Consider the following 16,549-nt stretch of genomic DNA (forward strand, 5'->3'; position numbering starts at 1 on the left):
CCTCCTCGGAGGCTCAAGCCGATCAGGGGCGCGGCACGTTGCGGAGGTTCGAGCGGGCCATCTGGACCATCCTGCCGACGCCCCCTTCCAGCACCATCTTGCTGGCCGAGAGCGCGAAGCCGGTCACCATCTCCGCCTTGATCTTGGGCGGGATGGACAGCGCGTTGGGATCCGTGACGACGTCCAGGAGCGCGGGCCCCTTGTGGCGCAGCGCTGCGCGCAGCGCGGTACGCAGGTGCTTGGGCTTCTCCACCCGCTCGCCGTACGCCCCGGCGGCGCGGGCGATCTGGGCGAAGTCGGGGTTGTGGTAGCCGGTGCCGTGCGCGGGCAGGCCCGAGACCAGCATCTCCAACTCGACCATGCTCAGTGCGGAGTTGTTGAAGAGGACCACCTTCACCGGCAGGTCGTACTGGACGAGGGTGAGGAAGTCGCCCATCAGCATGGTGAATCCGCCGTCGCCGGACATCGAGACCACCTGGCGGCGGCGGTCCAGGAACTGGGCGCCGATCGCCTGCGGCAGCGCGTTGGCCATCGAGCCGTGGGTGAAGGAGCCGATCATCCGGCGGCGGCCGTTGGGGGACAGATAGCGCGCGGCCCACACATTGCACATCCCGGTGTCCACGGTGAAGATCGCGTCATCGGCGGCCTCCTCGTCCAGCACCGAGGCCACGTACTCCGGGTGGATCGGGATGTGCTTGTCGACCCGGCGGGTGTACGCCTTGACCACGCCCTCCAGCGCGTCGGCGTGCTTCTTCAGCATCCGGTCGAGGAAGCGGCGGTCGGACTTGGGGCGCACCTTCGGCGTCAGACAGCCCAGCGTCTCGCGGACGTCGCCCCACACGGCCAGGTCCAGCTTGGAGCGGCGGCCCAGATGCTCGGCGCGGACGTCCACCTGCACGGTCCGCACATCGTCGGGCAGGAAGGCGCCGTACGGGAAGTCGGTGCCCAGCAGGATCAGCAGATCGCATTCGTGGGTGGCCTCGTACGCCGCGCCGTAGCCGAGCAGACCGCTCATGCCGACGTCGTACGGGTTGTCGTACTGGATCCACTCCTTGCCGCGCAGGGCGTGCCCCACCGGCGCCTTCACCAGTTCGGCGAAGGCCATCACCTCGTCGTGCGCCCCGGCGCAACCCCGGCCGCAGAAGAGCGTGACCCGCTCGGCCTCGTTGACCATACGGGCGAGCCGGTCGATCTCCGCGTCGCCCGGGCGCACGGTGGGCCGGGAGGTCACCAGCGCGTGCTCCTCGGCGCGCTCGGGCGCCGGGCGGGCGGCGATGTCGCCCGGGAGGGCGACCACGCTGACCCCGCTGCGGCCGATCGCGTGCTGGACGGCGGTCTGCAGCACACGCGGCATCTGCTGGGGGTTGGAGATCATCTCGCAGTAGTCGCTGCACTCCTGGAACAGCCGCTCGGGATGGGTCTCCTGGAAGTAGCTGGTGCCGATCTCGCTGCTGGGGATGTGCGAGGCGAGGGCGATGACCGGCGCCATCGAGCGATGGGCGTCGTAGAGCCCGTTGAGCAGATGGACATGCCCGGGGCCGCAGGAGCCCGCACAGGCGGCGAGGGACCCGGTGAGCTGCGCCTCGGCACCGGCGGCGAAGGCCGCGGTCTCCTCGTGCCGCACCTGGATCCAGTCGATCGCGGCGTTGCGGCGGATCGCGTCCACGACGGGGTTGAGGCTGTCGCCGACCACCCCGTACATCCGCCGCACGCCGGCGCGCACCAGGATGTCCACGTATTGCTCCGCCACGGTCTGCTTGGCCATCGCGCGCCCTCATCCCTTTCGTCCCGGGTCGGCGGGATCGGTGACGCTGTCCGTCACCTTTCGTCCATCAACCCATGGACGGCGCGCTTACGCCTCCCAGACGGCGGCCGCCGTACGGTCGTCGGCGTATCCCTTTACCCCCGTCTGGGCGTCGGCGAGGAACGCGGCGAGGCCCGGCGCCTCGGCCGTGTCCCAGCGTTCGGCCAAGCGATCGGCGAGGGCGGCCTCGCCGCGCAGGGGTTCGGCGAGGCCCGCGCTGCACAGCAAAAGGGTGTCGCCCGGTCGGGCTACGGAGGCGCGGAAACGGAAGGGTCCGTGGGCGGGGGCGGGATCGGAGCCGGGGTCGGGCGCGGTGGGTGCGGCGGATGAGGGGTCGGCCGGCGCATACGGCGGGCGGGGCGGTTGTGGTGGTTGAGATGGTTGCGATGGTTGCTGGGCGGGTGGGCGGCCGCCGCCGTAGCCGAGGACGGGGCCGCCCACGGTGTCCCGCTCGCCCCCGGCGGGTTCCAGGTCCTGCCAGACGCCGTCCCGCAGCCGGAACAGCCCGCCGTCGCCGACGCCGAAGAACACCCGGGTACGGCAGGCCGGATGCGCCGGGAGCAACAGACAGCGGACCGACGCGGTGTGGTCGGCGGGGGCGAGGCCGCGTACGGTCGCACCGGCGCGCAGCCGCCCGTAGGCACGGTCGGTGAGCCGGTGCAGCCCGGAGCTGAGCGCGCCGCGGTTGGCGGTGTGGATGTCCTCCGTCAGCCGGGCCTGATTGCGGCCGACCGCCGCGGCGATCCACTCGCACAGCTCGCGCGCCACCCGGTGCGCCCCCGGGGCCGCGGGCTGCCCACTCGCCACGGCCACCAGGACGAGCGCGCTGTCCCCGATCCCGAACCGCACCGCGAGCAGCGCGTCCCGCCGCGGCTCGCCTCGATAGCGGGCCGAGTCGCCGCGCAGCGAGGCCGCCCGGAGCGTCAGCGTGCCGTAACGGGCGCCCTCCAGCACGGTGTCGGGGACCAGGTCCCGCAGCTCCTCGGGGTCGACGACGGGAAGCGTGGTCGGCTCGGCCTCGTACGTGGGCGGCTCGTCGCCGACGTACGACGCCGCGGCGGCCCGCCAGGGCCGGGAGGGGTCGGGGCGCGGGGTGGCGGGCCGGGGCGGAGCGGGCGGCCGGGCGTCACGTGGCGGGGGCGGGGGCGGCGGAGGCGGCGGGACCGAAGCCCCCGCACGCCCGGGCGCGCCTCCCGGGCCGGAGCGCCGGGACGCACTCCCCGGGCCGGAGCGTCCGGGGGCGTCCCCTGAACCCGTGCGGTCGGGTACGCCTCCCGGGCCGGAGCGCCCGGGCGCCTCCCCCGGGCCCGCGCGTCCAGGCCCATCCCCCGAACCCATGCGGTCGGGTACGCCTCCCGGACCGAAGCGCCCAGGTGCACTCCCCGAGCCGGAGCGTCCGGGTCCATCCCCTGAACCCGCGCGGCCGGGTACGCCTCCGGAGCCGAAGCGCCCGGACGCCTCCCCCGGGCCCGCGCGTCCAGGCCCATCCCCCGAACCCGCGCGTCCGGGTCCGTCCCCTGAACCGGTGGGTGCGTCCCCTGAATCCGCGTCACCCTGTGGGCCACCGGCTCCCGTGCGGCCCCGGGAGGGCCATGCGGCGCCGGGGCCCTCGTCGCCCCGCGCCGCACCCGAGCCCGCGCCGCCCCAAGCGGCACCCGAGCCCGTACGTCCCGGTACGCCCCCTGAACCCGCGTTGCCACCCTGTGTTGCGCCGGACCCCGCACCGCCCTGGAAAGGCGATCCGGCGCCAGAGCCCTCGTCGCCCCGCGCGGCACCCGAGCCCTCGTCGCCCCAAGCGGCACCCGAGCCCGTACGTCCCGGTACGCCCCCTGAACCCGCGTTGCCACCCTGTGTTGCGCCGGACCCCGCACCGCCCTGGGAAGGCGATCCGGCGCCAGAGCCCTCGTCGCCCCGCGCGGCACCCGAGCCCGCGCCGCCCCAAGCGGCACCTGCACCCGAGCCCGTACGTCCCGGCGCGGCACCGGAACCCGCGGCACCGCTCTGCGTCGCTGCGTCGGAACCCTCGTCGCCCTGCGAGGGCGAGGCTGCGCCGGAACCCGCATCGCCCCCTCGCGCGGCGCCGGGCCCCGCCCCTCCCCGGAAAGGCGATGCGGCACCGGGCCTCTCGTCGGCGGGAGATCGCCACCCCTGCGGGCCACCTCCCGTGTCGGCGTCAGGGCCCGGGGCGGCGTCGCCCGGTTCCCCCGTCCGCGGGCCCCAGGGGGCGCCCGCGGCCGGTCTCTGGTTTCCGGCGTCCCTGTCGCCGGCGAGCGTGCGGGAGGCCGAATCGAACCGGTCGTCCACGGAGTCCGAGGCCGCGGCGGGCCCCGCGTCGGCACGCCGTGGGTCGTACAACTCGCCCCACCAGTCGTCCTCATGACGGCGTCGGTCGCCCTGCTGGCTCATCCCCACATTGTCCACAGGGAGGCTCCACGGGAACACCACGCGATGACCGGCGCGAGGCCCGCCCAAGACCCCCTCAAGTCCCCCGGGACGCGCCCCCGAGGGGCCAGGGCGGAGCCCGGAAAAGACAGATCCTCGGCCCCCCGCCCGCACGCCACACCCCCTCAGCCCCGGTACGCCTCCAGAAGCCGCAGCCAGACCTCGCTGATCGTGGGGAACGACGGCACCGCATGCCACAGCCGCTCGATGGGGACCTCGCCCACGATGGCGATCGTCGCCGAGTGGAGCAGTTCGCTGACGCCGGGACCCACGAAGGTGACGCCGATCGGATGACCCCGGTCCAGGTCGACGACCATACGGGCCTGGCCGCGGTAGCCGTCCGCGTACAGCGCCGCGCCCTCGACCTGGCCCATGTCGACGTCGACGACGCGGATGCTGCGGCCCTCGGCCTCAGCCTGCTCCGCGGTCAGCCCGACCGCGGCGACCTCCGGGTCGGTGAAGACGACCTGCGGTACGGCCGCTTCGTCCGCGGTGGCCGCGTATTCGCCCCAGCGGCCCGTGTCCAGCCGCGCGACGCCCCGCGCGCGTGCCCCGATGGCCGCGCCCGCGATCCGCGCCTGGTATTTGCCCTGGTGGGTGAGGAGCGCCCGGTGGTTGACGTCGCCCACCCCGTACAGCCAGCCGCCCGGTACGTCCCGCACCCGGCAGGTCTCGTCGACCGTCAGCCAGCCGCCCGATTCCAGGCCCACCGTCTCCAGGCCCAGGTCATCGGTGTGCGGGGTGCGCCCGGTGGCGAACAGCACCTCGTCCGCCTCGAGCCGTTCCCCGCTCTCCAGGGTCACCGTGACCGGTCCGTCCGCCCCGCCCGGCCGGGCGAGACTCTTCACCGACGTGCCGGTGCGGACCTCGGCCCCGGCCTCCCTCAGCGTCTCGGCCACCAGCTCGCCCGCGAACGGTTCGATCCGCTCCAGCAGCCCGGAGCCGCGCACCAGCATGGTGACGCGCGAGCCGAGGCCGTTCCAGGCCGTGGCCATCTCGCAGGCCACCACACCGCCGCCCACGATGATCAGCCGTTCCGGCACCGTGGAGGAGCTGGTGGCCTCGCGGCTGGTCCAGGGGTGGATGTCGGCGATCCCGGGCAGGTCGGGCAGCGAGGCCCGGGTTCCGGTGCAGACGGCCACGGCGTGCCGGGCGGTGAGGATCCGCTCGTCGGCGGATCCATCGAGCGGCGTCACCGCGACCCGCTGCGGCCCGACCAGCCGCCCGTGGCCGCGCACCAAGTCGATACCGGCCGACTCCAGCCAGGGGAGCGCACCGTCGTCCTTCCAGTTGCCGACCTGCTTGTCGCGGTGGGCGAAGACATCGGCCGCCGACAGCGCTCCGCCGACCAACTGCCGCAGCCCCGGCACCTGGCGGGCCTCGGACCGGGCGAGCACCGGGCGCAGCAGCGCCTTGCTGGGGACGCAGGCCCAGTACGAACACTCACCGCCGACCAGCTCACGCTCCACGATCGCCGTGGAGAGCCCGGCCGCGCGGGTCCGGTCGGCCACGTTCTCGCCGACCGGGCCCGCGCCCAGCACGATGACGTCGTACTCGTCCCTGCCCTGGTTCATCGCCACTCGCTCTCTCGTTCCGTTTCACCGTCTCAGGGTCATCGTGGCGTCGAGTTACCGCGCGGAGCCACCCGAATCGGTGTTTCGGTCGAGCCGTCTTGGCGCAGGTGACGCGGGTCCGGCGGCTCATGCGTACCGGTCGCGGCCGTGCGCCGGTGCGCGCGACAGTGATCACATGACTGTTTTCACGGAACCCGAGGCCGGCTACCTCAGATCGCAGCGGATCGGCCGGCTGGCCACCGTGGACGCGGACGGCCAGCCGCAGGCGAACCCGGTGGCGTTCTTCCTCAACGAGGACGGCACGGTCGACATCGGCGGCCTGGCCATGGGCAGGACGAAGAAGTGGCGCAACACCGGGACGCATCCGAAGGTGGCGCTGGTCGTCGACAGCCTGGTGAGCGAGCGGCCGTGGATGGTGTGCGGGGTGGAGATCCGCGGGGAGGCGGAGCGGCGCATCGGGCCGCATGACCTCGGCGCCCATTTGAGCGACGAGGTCATCCGGATCCATCCGCGCTGGGTGTACAGCTGGGGCCTGGAGGACGTGCCCGGAGCCACGAGCCGGGCCGTGAGCTGACCCCACGGACCGCTACGGCTTGCGCATCGGTCCGCGCTTGCGCTCCATCATGTGGCGGCCGAGCGCCTGCCGCTGCTTCCAGTCGCGCCGCTTCTCGGCTCGCAGCCGCGCGTCCGTACGGGCCGCGAGCCGCTCGTTCTCCCGCAGCAGTTTGCGGTAGCTCTCCAGCCGCCGCTCCGGAAGCGAGCCGTCGTCGATCGCGGCGAGCACCGCGCACCCCGGCTCGACCTGGTGGGCGCAGTCGGGGAAGCGGCACCGCGCGGCGAGCTCCTCGATCTCGGCGAACGCCTGGGCGACACCGCCCTCGGCGTCCCACATCCCCACCCCGCGCAGCCCCGGGGTGTCGATCAGCACCCCGCCCGAGGGCAGGGGCAGCAGATCACGGGTGGTCGTGGTGTGCCGCCCCTTGCCGTCGCTGTCGCGGATCGCGCGGACGTCCTGGACGGCCTCGCCCACCAGCGCGTTCGCCAGCGTGGACTTGCCCGCGCCGGACTGGCCGAGCAGCACCGAGGTGCCGGGGGCGAGCAGGGCGCAGAGCTCTTCCAGCCCCTCCCCCGTGGCGGAGCTGACCGGCAGCACCCGCACCCCGGGCGCCGCCATCTCGGTGTCGGACACCAGATGGCCCAGGGTGTCCGGATCGGGCACCAGATCGGCCTTGGTGAGGACGAGCAGCGGCTGGGCGCCGCTCTCCCAGGCCAGTGCGGTGAACCGCTCCACCCGGCCGAGGTCGAGCTCGGCGGCGAGGGAGATGGCGATGACGGCGTAGTCGGCGTTGGCCGCCAGCACCTGGCCGTCCGAGCGCTTCGACGAGGTGGACCGTACGAGGGCGGTACGGCGTGGCAGCAGCGTGCGGACGTACCGCGGATCGCCCTCGGCGTCCACGGCGGCCCAGTCGCCGGTGCACACGATCCGCATCGGATCGCGCGGCGTCACCAGCTCGGTGTCCGCCCGTACGGTGCCGTGGGGCGTGACGAGATCGCATTGGCCACGGTCGACGCGGAGCACCCGCCCGGGCATCAGGTCCTGCGCGGCGTACGGGGCGAACGCGTCCGCCCAGCCGTCGTCCCAGCCATAGGCGGTGAGGGCGTGCGAAGACGCGGAGCCGGAGGAAGTGTTGAACACGGAGGAAACCCTTCGAAGGGCGGCCTCCGAAGAGGTGTCAGCCGGAGGCCGCAGGGGTGGAAACGAGGAACTCCTGAACGCGAGCGGCGCTCGCCACCGTGACCGTCATCAATGTCCTCACCTCCTGCTTTCCTCAACTCGTAGCAACACGGGCCAACACGGGCCAACACGGCCCAGCACGGAACGGGAGAACCGTAGCCCGGTCCCGCGCGAGGGCGCCAGCCATTTTCCGGCGGCCATTTTCTGCCGGCGGGAATGGGCGCGTTTCCGGCGGGTGGGCGCGTCAGCGCACCGGGTGGTCGTCGTCCGCCGCGGTGTCCTCGGTCGCGGTGCCGTCCGTGGTGCCGCCCGCGCCGTCCGCCGCGGAGCGTACGTCCGGACGCCTCGGCCCCTGCCGGGGCGTCCGGGGCTCCCCGGCCGCCTTCCCCGCGGGCTCCGGGGGCTGACCGGCGGGCTTGCCACTGGCCGACGCCTCCGAGGACTTCCCCGCGGGCTTCTCCGAGGACTTCCCCGTGGGCTTCCCGGCGGCCTTCTCCGCCGCCTCGCGCTTGGTGTGCAGCCGGGAGCGTATGTCCGCGTGCGGCAGGAACTGGGCCCAGCGCTCGGGGAACTCCGACGGCGGGGTGATCTCCGCCGCGCCGTCGTCCGCCGTGCGCTGGTCCTTCGCCCGCATCCGGGCCGCCTCCTCCCGGGCGCGGGCGGCGCGCTCGGCACGCCCGGCGGCCGTGGCCACCGAGGGCCAGACCCGGTCGATCGCGGCGTTGACCGCCGCCCCGACCAGCACCGCGAAGGCGGACACCCCGATCCACAGCAGCACCGCGACGGGTGCGGCCAGCGAGCCGTAGATCGTCGGGCCCTCGACCGTATGCACCAGGTAGATCCGCAGCAGAAAGCTGCCCAGAACCCATATCGCGAGGGCCACCAGCGCCCCCGGGATGTCCTCCGGCCACGGTGAGCGCACCGGCACGGACACGTGGTAGAGCGTGGTGAGGAAGGCGATGGACAGGACGATCACCACCGGCCAGTACAGGACCGGTACGAGATCCCCGCTGGACGGCAGCAGGTCCACCACCGCCTCCGGCCCGATCACCATCAGCGGAAGCGCCACCGCCCCGATCACGAGCGCCACCAGATAGAGCAGGAAGGACAGCAGACGGGTCCTGACGATCCCGCGCTTCCCCTCCAGCCCGTACATGATCGTGATGGTGTCCACGAACACGTTCACCGCGCGGGAGCCGGACCACAGGGCGATGGCGAAGCCGAGGGAGATCACATCGGGACGGCCGCCCTTGATCACATCGTCCAGCAGCGGCCGGGCGATCTCCTTGACGCCCCGGTCGGAGAGCACGGTCGCGGAGGCGTCGAGGATGTTCTGCCGGATGGTGGCCACCGTGTCGGTGCTGGTCCAGGCGTCGAAGTAGCCGAGCAGCCCGATCAGGGCGAGCAGCAGGGGCGGGAGCGACAGCAGGGTGAAGAAGGCCGCCTCGGCGGCGAGCCCGGTGACCCGGTACTCCATGCAGGAATCGACGGTGTCCTTCAGCAGCAGCCAGGCCATCCTGCGCTTGGACACATTGCGGTACAGGGCGCGGGCCTTGCGGAGCCGGCCGGACGGCTTCGGTGTTTCTTCTGCTGGCTGCACCTTCTCACCGTATCGGGCCTGTTCACCCCCGCTCATCCGGTGACCAGGCCGAACCGCCCGCAAAGGCGTCGGCGGAGGGGATGCCGCGCCGACTCGGCACCACCCTCCGCCCGCCGGGCCCACTGTCCGTGCCGGATACAGCCATGCGCAAAGGTTGCGCCGCGTTGCAGCCGTCCGGACGGCCGGTGGGAGCGTGGCGGCCGCGGGTCAGCAGCCTCCGCAGTTGTAGTAGGTCACGTCCCAGTGGTTGCTCTCGCGCGCGTAGATGTTGCCCGAGCCGGACTTGTACTGCTGGGCGCCGTCACCGGGGCGGGGGCCGATGTTGGTGAAGGTGCCGGTGATGTAGTTGCTGAGGCAGCTGGTGGGGCTGAAGTCCAGCTTGTAGCCGTTCCAGTGGCTGTACGTGCCGGAGGCGTGCCCGGTCTCCGTGCCGCCGGTGATGGTCAGCGCGCAGCCGGTGGCCCCCTTCAGGGTGATGGCACCCTGCACGGTGGTCAGGTTGATCTGCTCGAACGAGGTGCAGGTGGGGTTGTTGCGGTCCGAGCAACCCCCGCTGGAGGTCCAGGAGATCCCGGCGCCGCGCAGCCGGTTCGCCGCGTCGGAGTGGCTGAGCTTGGTCACCGCGGCGGCGGAGGGGGCGTCGGCGGCCGCGGGGGCGCTGGGAGCGGCCACCGCGCTCTGGGCGGTGAGGACGCCGGTGGTGGCGAGGACCGCGCCGCCGAGCAGGGCGCCGAGTCTGATCCGGGTGCTGGTCACAGCCATGGTCGTCTTCGTCTCCTTCATCTGCGGATCCGTGGGCCGTCCGGGACGGCGGCAGCACGATCCCAGCCCTCCGGGTCGGGCGGGCGACCGACCGGGGAAATCGGGACAGCGGGATCGGAAACCGTCCTCGACCTGCGGAGACGGCGGGCGCTGGGATGGCCGATGGGATGCCGGGGCGGTGCGTCCGGCGGCCGATCAGCTCCCCTTGGCCTTCTTGCCGCCTGAGCTCCCCTTGGTCTCGCCGGCCCCCTTGTGCCCCTTCGATCCGGCGCGATAGGCCCGGTCGCAGGCTTTCCAGGCGCTGAAGTCATGGGTGAGCGCCCACAGCCGATGGGCCGCCCGGATGTTCCAGTCCGGGTCCAGCGCCTGCTCCCGGGTGCCGCCCAGCTTGCGCAGCGTGCCGTCGTAGAGCTGGAAGACGCCCCAGTTCCGGGTGGCGTTGGCGTTGGGCAGGGTGTAGAGGGGATCGAGGTACGAGGCGCAGTCCGCGATGCCGACCGCGTGTTCGGGGTCCTCGGTGAAGACCTCGCGGATGCGCCGGGTGACCCGCTCCGGCGTCCAGGTGGCGAGCGGCCTCCCCTCGTTCTCGTAGAGCGCCCGCTTGGTGCGCTCGTCCACCGATCCGTTCGCCGGCAGCCCGCTGCGGAGCTGGAAGACCACGACGCGCATCTGGGTGGCCGGTCCGAAGGCCCCGTCGATGTCGAGCTCGCCGCCCGCGCGGGCGAGCAGTGACTGGAGCTCATGCACACACGCGTCCGACTCCCCCATGCTCACCACGACCGGGCAGCGGGAGGACAGCAGCAGCCGGCCGTCGGAGGCCCCGTCCGAGCCGTCCGGGGACGTCAGCGCCTTTCCCACTGACAGCGCGACCGCCACTCCGGCGGTGACCACGGCCAGGGCGAGCACGGCGATCAGTGGCCGACGGCGCCACGGCGGAGGGGCAGCCGCGGGTGCCGGGGCCGGGTCCGAGGCAGATGCCGGGGGCTCCGGCTCCACTTCCGGCTCCGACTCGGTATCCGCCTCCGCCTCCGCCCCCGTCTCGCCATCCGGCCCCGCCCCCGTCTCGTCCCCTGAGACGGCCGGAACGGCGGCCGCGGCGGGCCCCGTGCGAGCGGCGGACGCGGACACGGCGGCCGGGGCGCGGGAGACGTACCGTTTGCGCTCGGCGTCGGCCAGGACCCAGCGCCGGTGGAGTTCCAGCAGTTCCTCGCTGCCGGCCCCGCACACCTTGCCGAAGCGCGCGATCACCTCGTAGTCGCCGGGCACGCTGGTCCCGGAGCAGTAGCGGTGCAGCGCCGAGCCGCTCACCCCGCTGCGGGTCGCCAGCGCCGCGTAGCTGCGGTTCGTCCTGCTCTTGAGCTCGCGCAACAGCTCGGCGAACTCCTCCACATCCCCGGTCCCGGACACCCCGTCCCGCCCTCCCCCTCTTGAGCGATACCCGTCAAGGCGAGTCAACGGCGTCCATGGTTATCTGTCCACCATGAGCAGCCCCGTGACCACATGGCACCTGGAGCAGACCGCTCCCTCGGATCTCAGCCCGGCGCAGGAGCCGCCCGCCGCGGCGGGGGTGCGGATCGTCCGGGCCGAGGTGCCGAGCCCCGAGTTCAGCCACTTCCTCTACACGGCGGTGGGCTCGGATGTGGCGTGGACCGACCGGTTGGTGTGGTCGCGCGAGGCATGGGAGGAGCAGCTGCACCGGCCCGGTGTGGAGACGTGGGTGGCGTACGAGCGCGGGACCCCGGCCGGGTACATCGAGCTGGAGGGCCAGGACGAGGGCGTGGTGGAGATCGTGTACTTCGGTCTGCTGCCCGCCTTCCGCGGCCGCCGCATCGGCGGGCACCTGCTGACCTGGGGGACCTCCCGCGCCTGGGACATGGCCGAGCGCCGGCCGGACCGCGTGCCGACCAAGCGGGTGTGGGTGCACACCTGCAGCAAGGACGGACCGTACGCGCTGGACAACTACCGCCGCCGGGGCTTTCGGGTCTTCGACGTCAAGACCGCGGACGAGGAGTGACCAACACCACAGCGTCTTGCGATACGAGACATATTCGTCCGCATGGTGGATAAAGGTGGACTCGCCAGAGACCACCATGCGACGCTTCCCTCATGTCTCGAGCTGGAATTGCCTTGGTGAGTCGACGCCACGTCGACCTCGGCCGCATGTCCAGCGCCATCTGTCCGGCGGGCTGACCCGCACCTCGACAGGGCTCTGAAGCCCCGGGCAGCACCACAGCATCTCCCCGCACCCCCTCGCCGCCCCCGACGACGTGGGCGAGCGCGCACGCCTCGACACCTCCCCGCCGCATTCGCACCGGCCACCGCCGTACTCCCTGCCCGCCTGCGCACTCGCAGGTCAGACGGTGCGCGCCGACGTACCACCCGCCGCACCAAAGTCGCTCAGAAGGACACACACCGCCATGGCTGCCACCCCGGAACGCGCAAGCGCAACGCCCCGCCGCAAGGCCGGACGCCACCGCGGCGAAGGCCAGTGGGCCGCGGGGCACTTCACCCCCCTCAACGGCAATGAGCAGACCAAGAAGGACGACGACGGTCTCAATGTGCGGACACGCATTGAGACGATCTACGCCCATCGGGGATTCGACTCCATCGACGGCGCCGATCTGCGCGGCCGGATGCGCTGGTGGGGTCTGTACACCCAGCGCAAGCCCGGGATCGACGGCGGCAAGACGGCGATCCTGGAGCCGGAGGAGCTGGACGACGAGCACTTCATGATGCGCGTCCGGATCGACGGCGGTCGGCTGACCACGGAGCAGCTGCGGGTCGTCGGCGAGATCTCGGAGGAGTTCGCGCGCGGCACCGCGGACATCACCGACCGGCAGAACGTCCAGTACCACTGGATCCGGATCGAGGACGTGCCCGAGATCTGGAAGCGCCTGGAGGCCGTCGGGCTGTCGACCACCGAGGCGTGCGGCGACACCCCGCGCGTGATCATCGGCTCTCCGGTGGCCGGGATCGCCGAGGACGAGATCATCGACGGCACCTCGGCCATCGACGAGATCCACCGCCGCTACATCGGCAGCAAGGAGTTCTCCAACCTGCCGCGCAAGTTCAAGACCGCGATCTCCGGGTCCCCGGTGCTCGACGTGGTGCATGAGATCAACGACGTCGCGTTCGTCGGGGTGCGCCACCCCGAGCACGGCCCCGGGTTCGACCTGTGGGTCGGCGGCGGTCTCTCCACCAACCCCAAGATCGGTGTCCGGCTCGGCGCCTGGGTGCCGCTGGAGGACGTCCCGGAGGTCTGGGCCGGGGTCGTCTCGATCTTCCGTGACTACGGCTACCGCCGGCTGCGCACCCGCGCCCGGCTGAAGTTCCTGGTCGCCGACTGGGGCCCCGAGAAGTTCCGCCAGGTGCTGGAGGACGAGTACCTGGGGCGCCCGCTGTCCGACGGCCCGGCTCCCGAGGAGCCCGTCCAGCGGTGGCGCGACCACATCGGCGTCCACCGCCAGCGGGACGGCCGCTACTACGTGGGCTTCGCGCCGCGCGTCGGCCGGGTGGACGGGGCGACCCTCACCAAGATCGCCGACCTGGCCGAGGCACATGGCTCCGGGCGGCTGACCACCACCGTCGAGCAGAAGATGATCGTGCTCGATGTGACCGAGGACCAGGTGGAGTCGCTGGTCTCGGGGCTGGAGGCGCTGGACCTCCAGGTCAAGCCGTCCCCGTTCCGGCGCGGGACGATGGCCTGCACCGGGATCGAGTTCTGCAAGCTGGCGATCGTCGAGACCAAGGGGCGCGGCTCCTCGCTCATCGACGAGCTGGAGCGCCGGCTGCCCGAGTTCGACGAGCCGATCACCATCAACCTCAACGGCTGCCCGAACGCCTGCGCCCGTATCCAGGTGGCGGACATCGGTCTCAAGGGCCAGTTGGTCATGGACGACAACGGCGAGCAGGTCGAGGGCTACCAGGTGCACCTGGGCGGCGCCCTGGGCCTGGAGCCGGGCTTCGGCCGCAAGGTGCGCGGGCTGAAGGTCACCGCCACCGAGCTCCCCGACTATGTGGAGCGGCTGCTGCGCCGCTTCGAGGAGGAGCGCGAGGACGGCGAGCGCTTCGCCACCTGGGCGGCACGGGCCAGTGAGGAGTCTCTCAAATGAGCGAGCGCGCCGCCCCGTTCTACTGCCCTTATTGCGGGGACGAGGACCTGCGTCCGTCCGAGGAGGGCCATGGCGCGTGGGAATGCGCGTCCTGCAATCGAGCGTTCCGCCTGTCGTTCCTCGGGCTGCTGGCCAAGGGCCTGCGGCGCGACCCGATCGATGAAGGGGACACGGCGATATGACCCGGCTTGCGCACACCGACCTCGAGGGGCTCGCCGAGAAGGCGGGCCACGACCTCGAGGACGCCCCAGCGCTGGAGATCCTGCGCTGGGCGGCGGACACCTTCGGATCGCGGTTCTGCGTCACCTCCTCGATGGAGGACGCGGTGGTGGCACATCTCGCCTCCCGCGCCTTCCCCGGTGTCGATGTGGTCTTCCTCGACACCGGCTACCACTTCCCCGAGACCATCGGCACCCGTGACGCGGTGGCCGCGGTGATGGATGTCAACGTCATCACCCTGACACCCCGTCAGACGGTGGCCGAGCAGGACGCCGAGTACGGCGCCCGGCTGCATGACCGCGACCCCGACCTGTGCTGCGCCCTGCGCAAGGTCCAGCCCCTTGAGGAGGGGTTGCGGGAGTATGACGCCTGGGCCACGGGATTGCGTCGGGACGAGTCGCCAACGCGCGCCAATACCCCGGTCGTTGGCTGGGACGCGCGTCGCCGTAAGGTGAAGATCTCCCCGATCGCCCGCTGGACCCAAGCGGATGTCGACGCCTATATCGCCGAGCACGGTGTGCTGACCAACCCCCTGCTGATGGACGGCTATCCGTCGGTAGGCTGCGCGCCCTGCACCCGCCGGGTTCTGGAGGGCGAGGACATTCGGTCCGGCCGCTGGGCGGGGAGCAACAAAACCGAATGCGGGCTGCACGGCTGATGGCTGTCGACCAGGAGAACGAGATGAGCGCCCCCACGACCACCGGTGCCACGGTGTGGCTGACCGGTCTGCCGAGCGCGGGAAAGACCACGATCGCCTATGCGCTGGCCGAGCGGCTGCGCGGCGAGGGCCGCCGGGTGGAGGTGCTCGACGGTGACGAGATCCGCGAGTTCCTCTCCTCGGGGCTCGGTTTCTCCCGCGAGGACCGGCACACCAACGTCCAGCGCATCGGCTTCGTCGCCGAGATGCTCGCCTCCCACGGCGTCACGGTGCTGGTGCCGGTCATCGCGCCGTACGTGGACAGCCGCGAGGCGGTCCGCAAGCGCCACCAGCGCGAGGGCACCCCGTATCTGGAGGTGCATGTCGCCACGTCCGTCGAGGTGTGCTCGGAGCGGGATGTGAAGGGGCTGTACGCGAAGCAGGCCGCGGGGGAGATTTCGGGGCTGACCGGTGTGGACGACCCCTACGAGGCCCCTGCCGACCCGGATCTGCGCATCGAAACCCACAGGAACAGCGTGCAGGAGTCGGCGGCCGAGGTGCGGTTGCTGTTGAGTGAACGGGGACTGCTGTGAGCCACGCACGCGCGGCCATCGCATCGCGGGCCACGGCGCTCCCCGCACCCGGGGGCCGGGCCCACGGCGAGGAATCCGCCGATATGACGGGAAGCTACTACCGCAGCCGAGCGAACGAAAGGGGCGCGGCATGACGACCGTGACGGCGATCAACGCGGAAGAGGGCGCGGGCCTGTACGCGCTCGCGCACTTGGACGCGTTGGAGTCCGAGGCGGTGCACATCTTCCGTGAGGTGGCGGGTGAGTTCGAGCGGCCGGTGATCCTGTTCTCCGGTGGCAAGGACTCCATCGTCATGCTCCATCTCGCGCTCAAGGCGTTCGCCCCGGCGGCGGTGCCGTTCTCGCTGCTCCACGTGGACACCGGGCACAACTTCCCCGAGGTCATCGAGTACCGGGACAACACGGTGGCCCGGCACGGCCTGCGGCTGCATGTGGCCTCGGTGCAGGAGTTCATCGACGACGGCCGGCTGCGCGAGCGCCCGGACGGCACCCGCAATCCGCTGCAGACCGTCCCACTGCTGGACGCCATCGACAAGAACCGCTTCGACGCGGTCTTCGGCGGTGGCCGCCGGGACGAGGAGAAGGCCCGCGCCAAGGAGCGGGTGTTCTCCCTCCGGGACGAGTTCGGCGGCTGGGACCCACGGCGGCAGCGCCCGGAGCTGTGGCAGCTCTACAACGGCCGCCACTCCCCCGGTGAGCATGTCCGGGTCTTCCCGCTCTCCAACTGGACCGAGCTGGACGTGTGGCAGTACATCGCCCGCGAGAAGATCGACCTGCCGCAGATCTACTACGCGCATGAGCGCGAGGTCTTCCGGCGCGGTGGCATGTGGCTGGCGCCCGGTGAGTGGGGCGGTCCGAAGGACGACGAGTCCGTGGAGCGGCGCATGGTGCGCTACCGCACCGTGGGCGACATGTCCTGCACCGGTGCCGTCGAATCGGACGCGGTGACCATTGAACAGGTCATCGATGAGATAGCCGCCTCCCGGCTGACCGAGCGGGGTGCGACCCGCGCCGACGACAAGTTGTCGGAGGCCGCGATGGAGGACCGCAAGCGCGAGGGGTACTTCTAACG

Annotated in this window: 15 protein-coding genes; 8 read left to right on the top strand and 7 right to left on the bottom strand. The window is 72.1% G+C overall.

Annotation, left to right across the window (positions count from 1 at the left end; translation table 11 throughout):
* Positions 1–22: 22 nt before the first annotated feature.
* The 3 genes from J8403_RS11750 to J8403_RS11760 form a co-directional block, all read right to left on the bottom strand.
* Positions 23–1,765: a pyruvate dehydrogenase gene (locus J8403_RS11750; RefSeq protein ID WP_211123146.1), complete on the bottom strand. Its 1,743-nt coding sequence runs from the start codon at positions 1,763–1,765 to the stop codon at positions 23–25.
* An 87-nt stretch (positions 1,766–1,852) separates the two neighbouring features.
* Positions 1,853–3,142 (bottom strand): protein phosphatase 2C domain-containing protein, encoded by a 1,290-nt coding sequence (locus J8403_RS11755; protein ID WP_211123147.1) that lies wholly within the window; start codon positions 3,140–3,142, stop codon positions 1,853–1,855.
* A 1,229-nt stretch (positions 3,143–4,371) separates the two neighbouring features.
* Positions 4,372–5,820, bottom strand: coding sequence for a dihydrolipoyl dehydrogenase family protein (locus J8403_RS11760; protein WP_211128201.1), 1,449 nt, complete (start codon positions 5,818–5,820; stop codon positions 4,372–4,374).
* A 175-nt stretch (positions 5,821–5,995) separates the two neighbouring features.
* Between J8403_RS11760 and J8403_RS11765 the strand changes: the two genes are divergently transcribed.
* Positions 5,996–6,394 (top strand): PPOX class F420-dependent oxidoreductase, encoded by a 399-nt coding sequence (locus J8403_RS11765; protein WP_211123148.1) that lies wholly within the window; start codon positions 5,996–5,998, stop codon positions 6,392–6,394.
* Between the two features lie 12 nt (positions 6,395–6,406).
* On the opposite strand, the gene rsgA is transcribed toward J8403_RS11765, so the two are convergent.
* The 4 genes from rsgA to J8403_RS11785 form a co-directional block, all read right to left on the bottom strand.
* Positions 6,407–7,516 (bottom strand): ribosome small subunit-dependent GTPase A, encoded by a 1,110-nt coding sequence (gene rsgA, locus J8403_RS11770; protein ID WP_211123149.1) that lies wholly within the window; start codon positions 7,514–7,516, stop codon positions 6,407–6,409.
* A gap of 283 nt (positions 7,517–7,799) precedes the next feature.
* On the bottom strand, positions 7,800–9,155 hold the full coding sequence (locus J8403_RS11775) for a YihY/virulence factor BrkB family protein (RefSeq protein WP_246585809.1): 1,356 nt from the start codon (positions 9,153–9,155) through the stop codon (positions 7,800–7,802).
* A gap of 207 nt (positions 9,156–9,362) precedes the next feature.
* Complete coding sequence (locus J8403_RS11780; RefSeq protein ID WP_246585810.1) at positions 9,363–9,917, bottom strand: hypothetical protein; 555 nt, start codon at positions 9,915–9,917, stop codon at positions 9,363–9,365.
* A 195-nt stretch (positions 9,918–10,112) separates the two neighbouring features.
* Positions 10,113–11,324, bottom strand: coding sequence for a helix-turn-helix domain-containing protein (locus J8403_RS11785; RefSeq protein WP_211123152.1), 1,212 nt, complete (start codon positions 11,322–11,324; stop codon positions 10,113–10,115).
* Positions 11,325–11,397: 73 nt separating this feature from the next.
* On the opposite strand from J8403_RS11785, the gene J8403_RS11790 reads away from it, so the two are divergent.
* The 7 genes from J8403_RS11790 (at position 11,398) to cysD (ending at position 16,547) form a co-directional block, all read left to right on the top strand.
* The gene (locus J8403_RS11790) at positions 11,398–11,931 is read left to right on the top strand and encodes a GNAT family N-acetyltransferase (protein WP_211123153.1); all 534 of its coding nucleotides are present in this window, start codon (positions 11,398–11,400) and stop codon (positions 11,929–11,931) included.
* A gap of 92 nt (positions 11,932–12,023) precedes the next feature.
* The gene (locus tag J8403_RS44565; protein WP_309471194.1) at positions 12,024–12,107 is read left to right on the top strand and encodes a putative leader peptide; all 84 of its coding nucleotides are present in this window, start codon (positions 12,024–12,026) and stop codon (positions 12,105–12,107) included.
* Between the two features lie 227 nt (positions 12,108–12,334).
* Positions 12,335–14,029: a nitrite/sulfite reductase gene (locus tag J8403_RS11795; protein WP_211123154.1), complete on the top strand. Its 1,695-nt coding sequence runs from the start codon at positions 12,335–12,337 to the stop codon at positions 14,027–14,029.
* A complete protein-coding gene (locus J8403_RS11800; RefSeq protein ID WP_014055605.1) occupies positions 14,026–14,211 on the top strand; it encodes a hypothetical protein in 186 nt (61 codons plus the stop codon). Before J8403_RS11795 ends, J8403_RS11800 begins: the two co-directional genes overlap by 4 nt.
* Complete coding sequence (locus J8403_RS11805; RefSeq protein ID WP_211123155.1) at positions 14,208–14,906, top strand: phosphoadenylyl-sulfate reductase; 699 nt, start codon at positions 14,208–14,210, stop codon at positions 14,904–14,906. The genes J8403_RS11800 and J8403_RS11805 overlap by 4 nt, the downstream gene beginning before the upstream one ends.
* Positions 14,906–15,478, top strand: a complete 573-nt coding sequence (cysC, locus tag J8403_RS11810) for an adenylyl-sulfate kinase (RefSeq protein WP_107119151.1) — start codon at positions 14,906–14,908, stop codon at positions 15,476–15,478. Before J8403_RS11805 ends, cysC begins: the two co-directional genes overlap by 1 nt.
* Positions 15,479–15,608: 130 nt before the next feature.
* Complete coding sequence (gene cysD / locus J8403_RS11815) at positions 15,609–16,547, top strand: sulfate adenylyltransferase subunit CysD (protein ID WP_211123156.1); 939 nt, start codon at positions 15,609–15,611, stop codon at positions 16,545–16,547.
* Positions 16,548–16,549 lie beyond the last annotated feature (2 nt).

The sequence above is a fragment of the Streptomyces yatensis genome (assembly GCF_018069625.1).
In the GTDB taxonomy this organism is placed as follows: Bacteria; Actinomycetota; Actinomycetes; order Streptomycetales; family Streptomycetaceae; genus Streptomyces; species Streptomyces yatensis.

Coding starts and splice junctions, on each gene's coding strand:
- J8403_RS11750 (WP_211123146.1), bottom strand. CDS start 1,765: ATGGCCAAGCAGACCGTGGCGGAGCAATACGTGGACATCCTGGTGCGC.
- J8403_RS11755 (WP_211123147.1), bottom strand. CDS start 3,142: ATGGGTTCGGGGGATGGGCCTGGACGCGCGGGCCCGGGGGAGGCGCCC.
- J8403_RS11760 (WP_211128201.1), bottom strand. CDS start 5,820: ATGAACCAGGGCAGGGACGAGTACGACGTCATCGTGCTGGGCGCGGGC.
- J8403_RS11765 (WP_211123148.1), top strand. CDS start 5,996: ATGACTGTTTTCACGGAACCCGAGGCCGGCTACCTCAGATCGCAGCGG.
- J8403_RS11780 (WP_246585810.1), bottom strand. CDS start 9,917: ATGGCTGTGACCAGCACCCGGATCAGACTCGGCGCCCTGCTCGGCGGC.
- J8403_RS11790 (WP_211123153.1), top strand. CDS start 11,398: ATGAGCAGCCCCGTGACCACATGGCACCTGGAGCAGACCGCTCCCTCG.
- J8403_RS44565 (WP_309471194.1), top strand. CDS start 12,024: ATGTCTCGAGCTGGAATTGCCTTGGTGAGTCGACGCCACGTCGACCTC.
- J8403_RS11795 (WP_211123154.1), top strand. CDS start 12,335: ATGGCTGCCACCCCGGAACGCGCAAGCGCAACGCCCCGCCGCAAGGCC.
- J8403_RS11800 (WP_014055605.1), top strand. CDS start 14,026: ATGAGCGAGCGCGCCGCCCCGTTCTACTGCCCTTATTGCGGGGACGAG.
- J8403_RS11805 (WP_211123155.1), top strand. CDS start 14,208: ATGACCCGGCTTGCGCACACCGACCTCGAGGGGCTCGCCGAGAAGGCG.
- cysC (WP_107119151.1), top strand. CDS start 14,906: ATGGCTGTCGACCAGGAGAACGAGATGAGCGCCCCCACGACCACCGGT.
- cysD (WP_211123156.1), top strand. CDS start 15,609: ATGACGACCGTGACGGCGATCAACGCGGAAGAGGGCGCGGGCCTGTAC.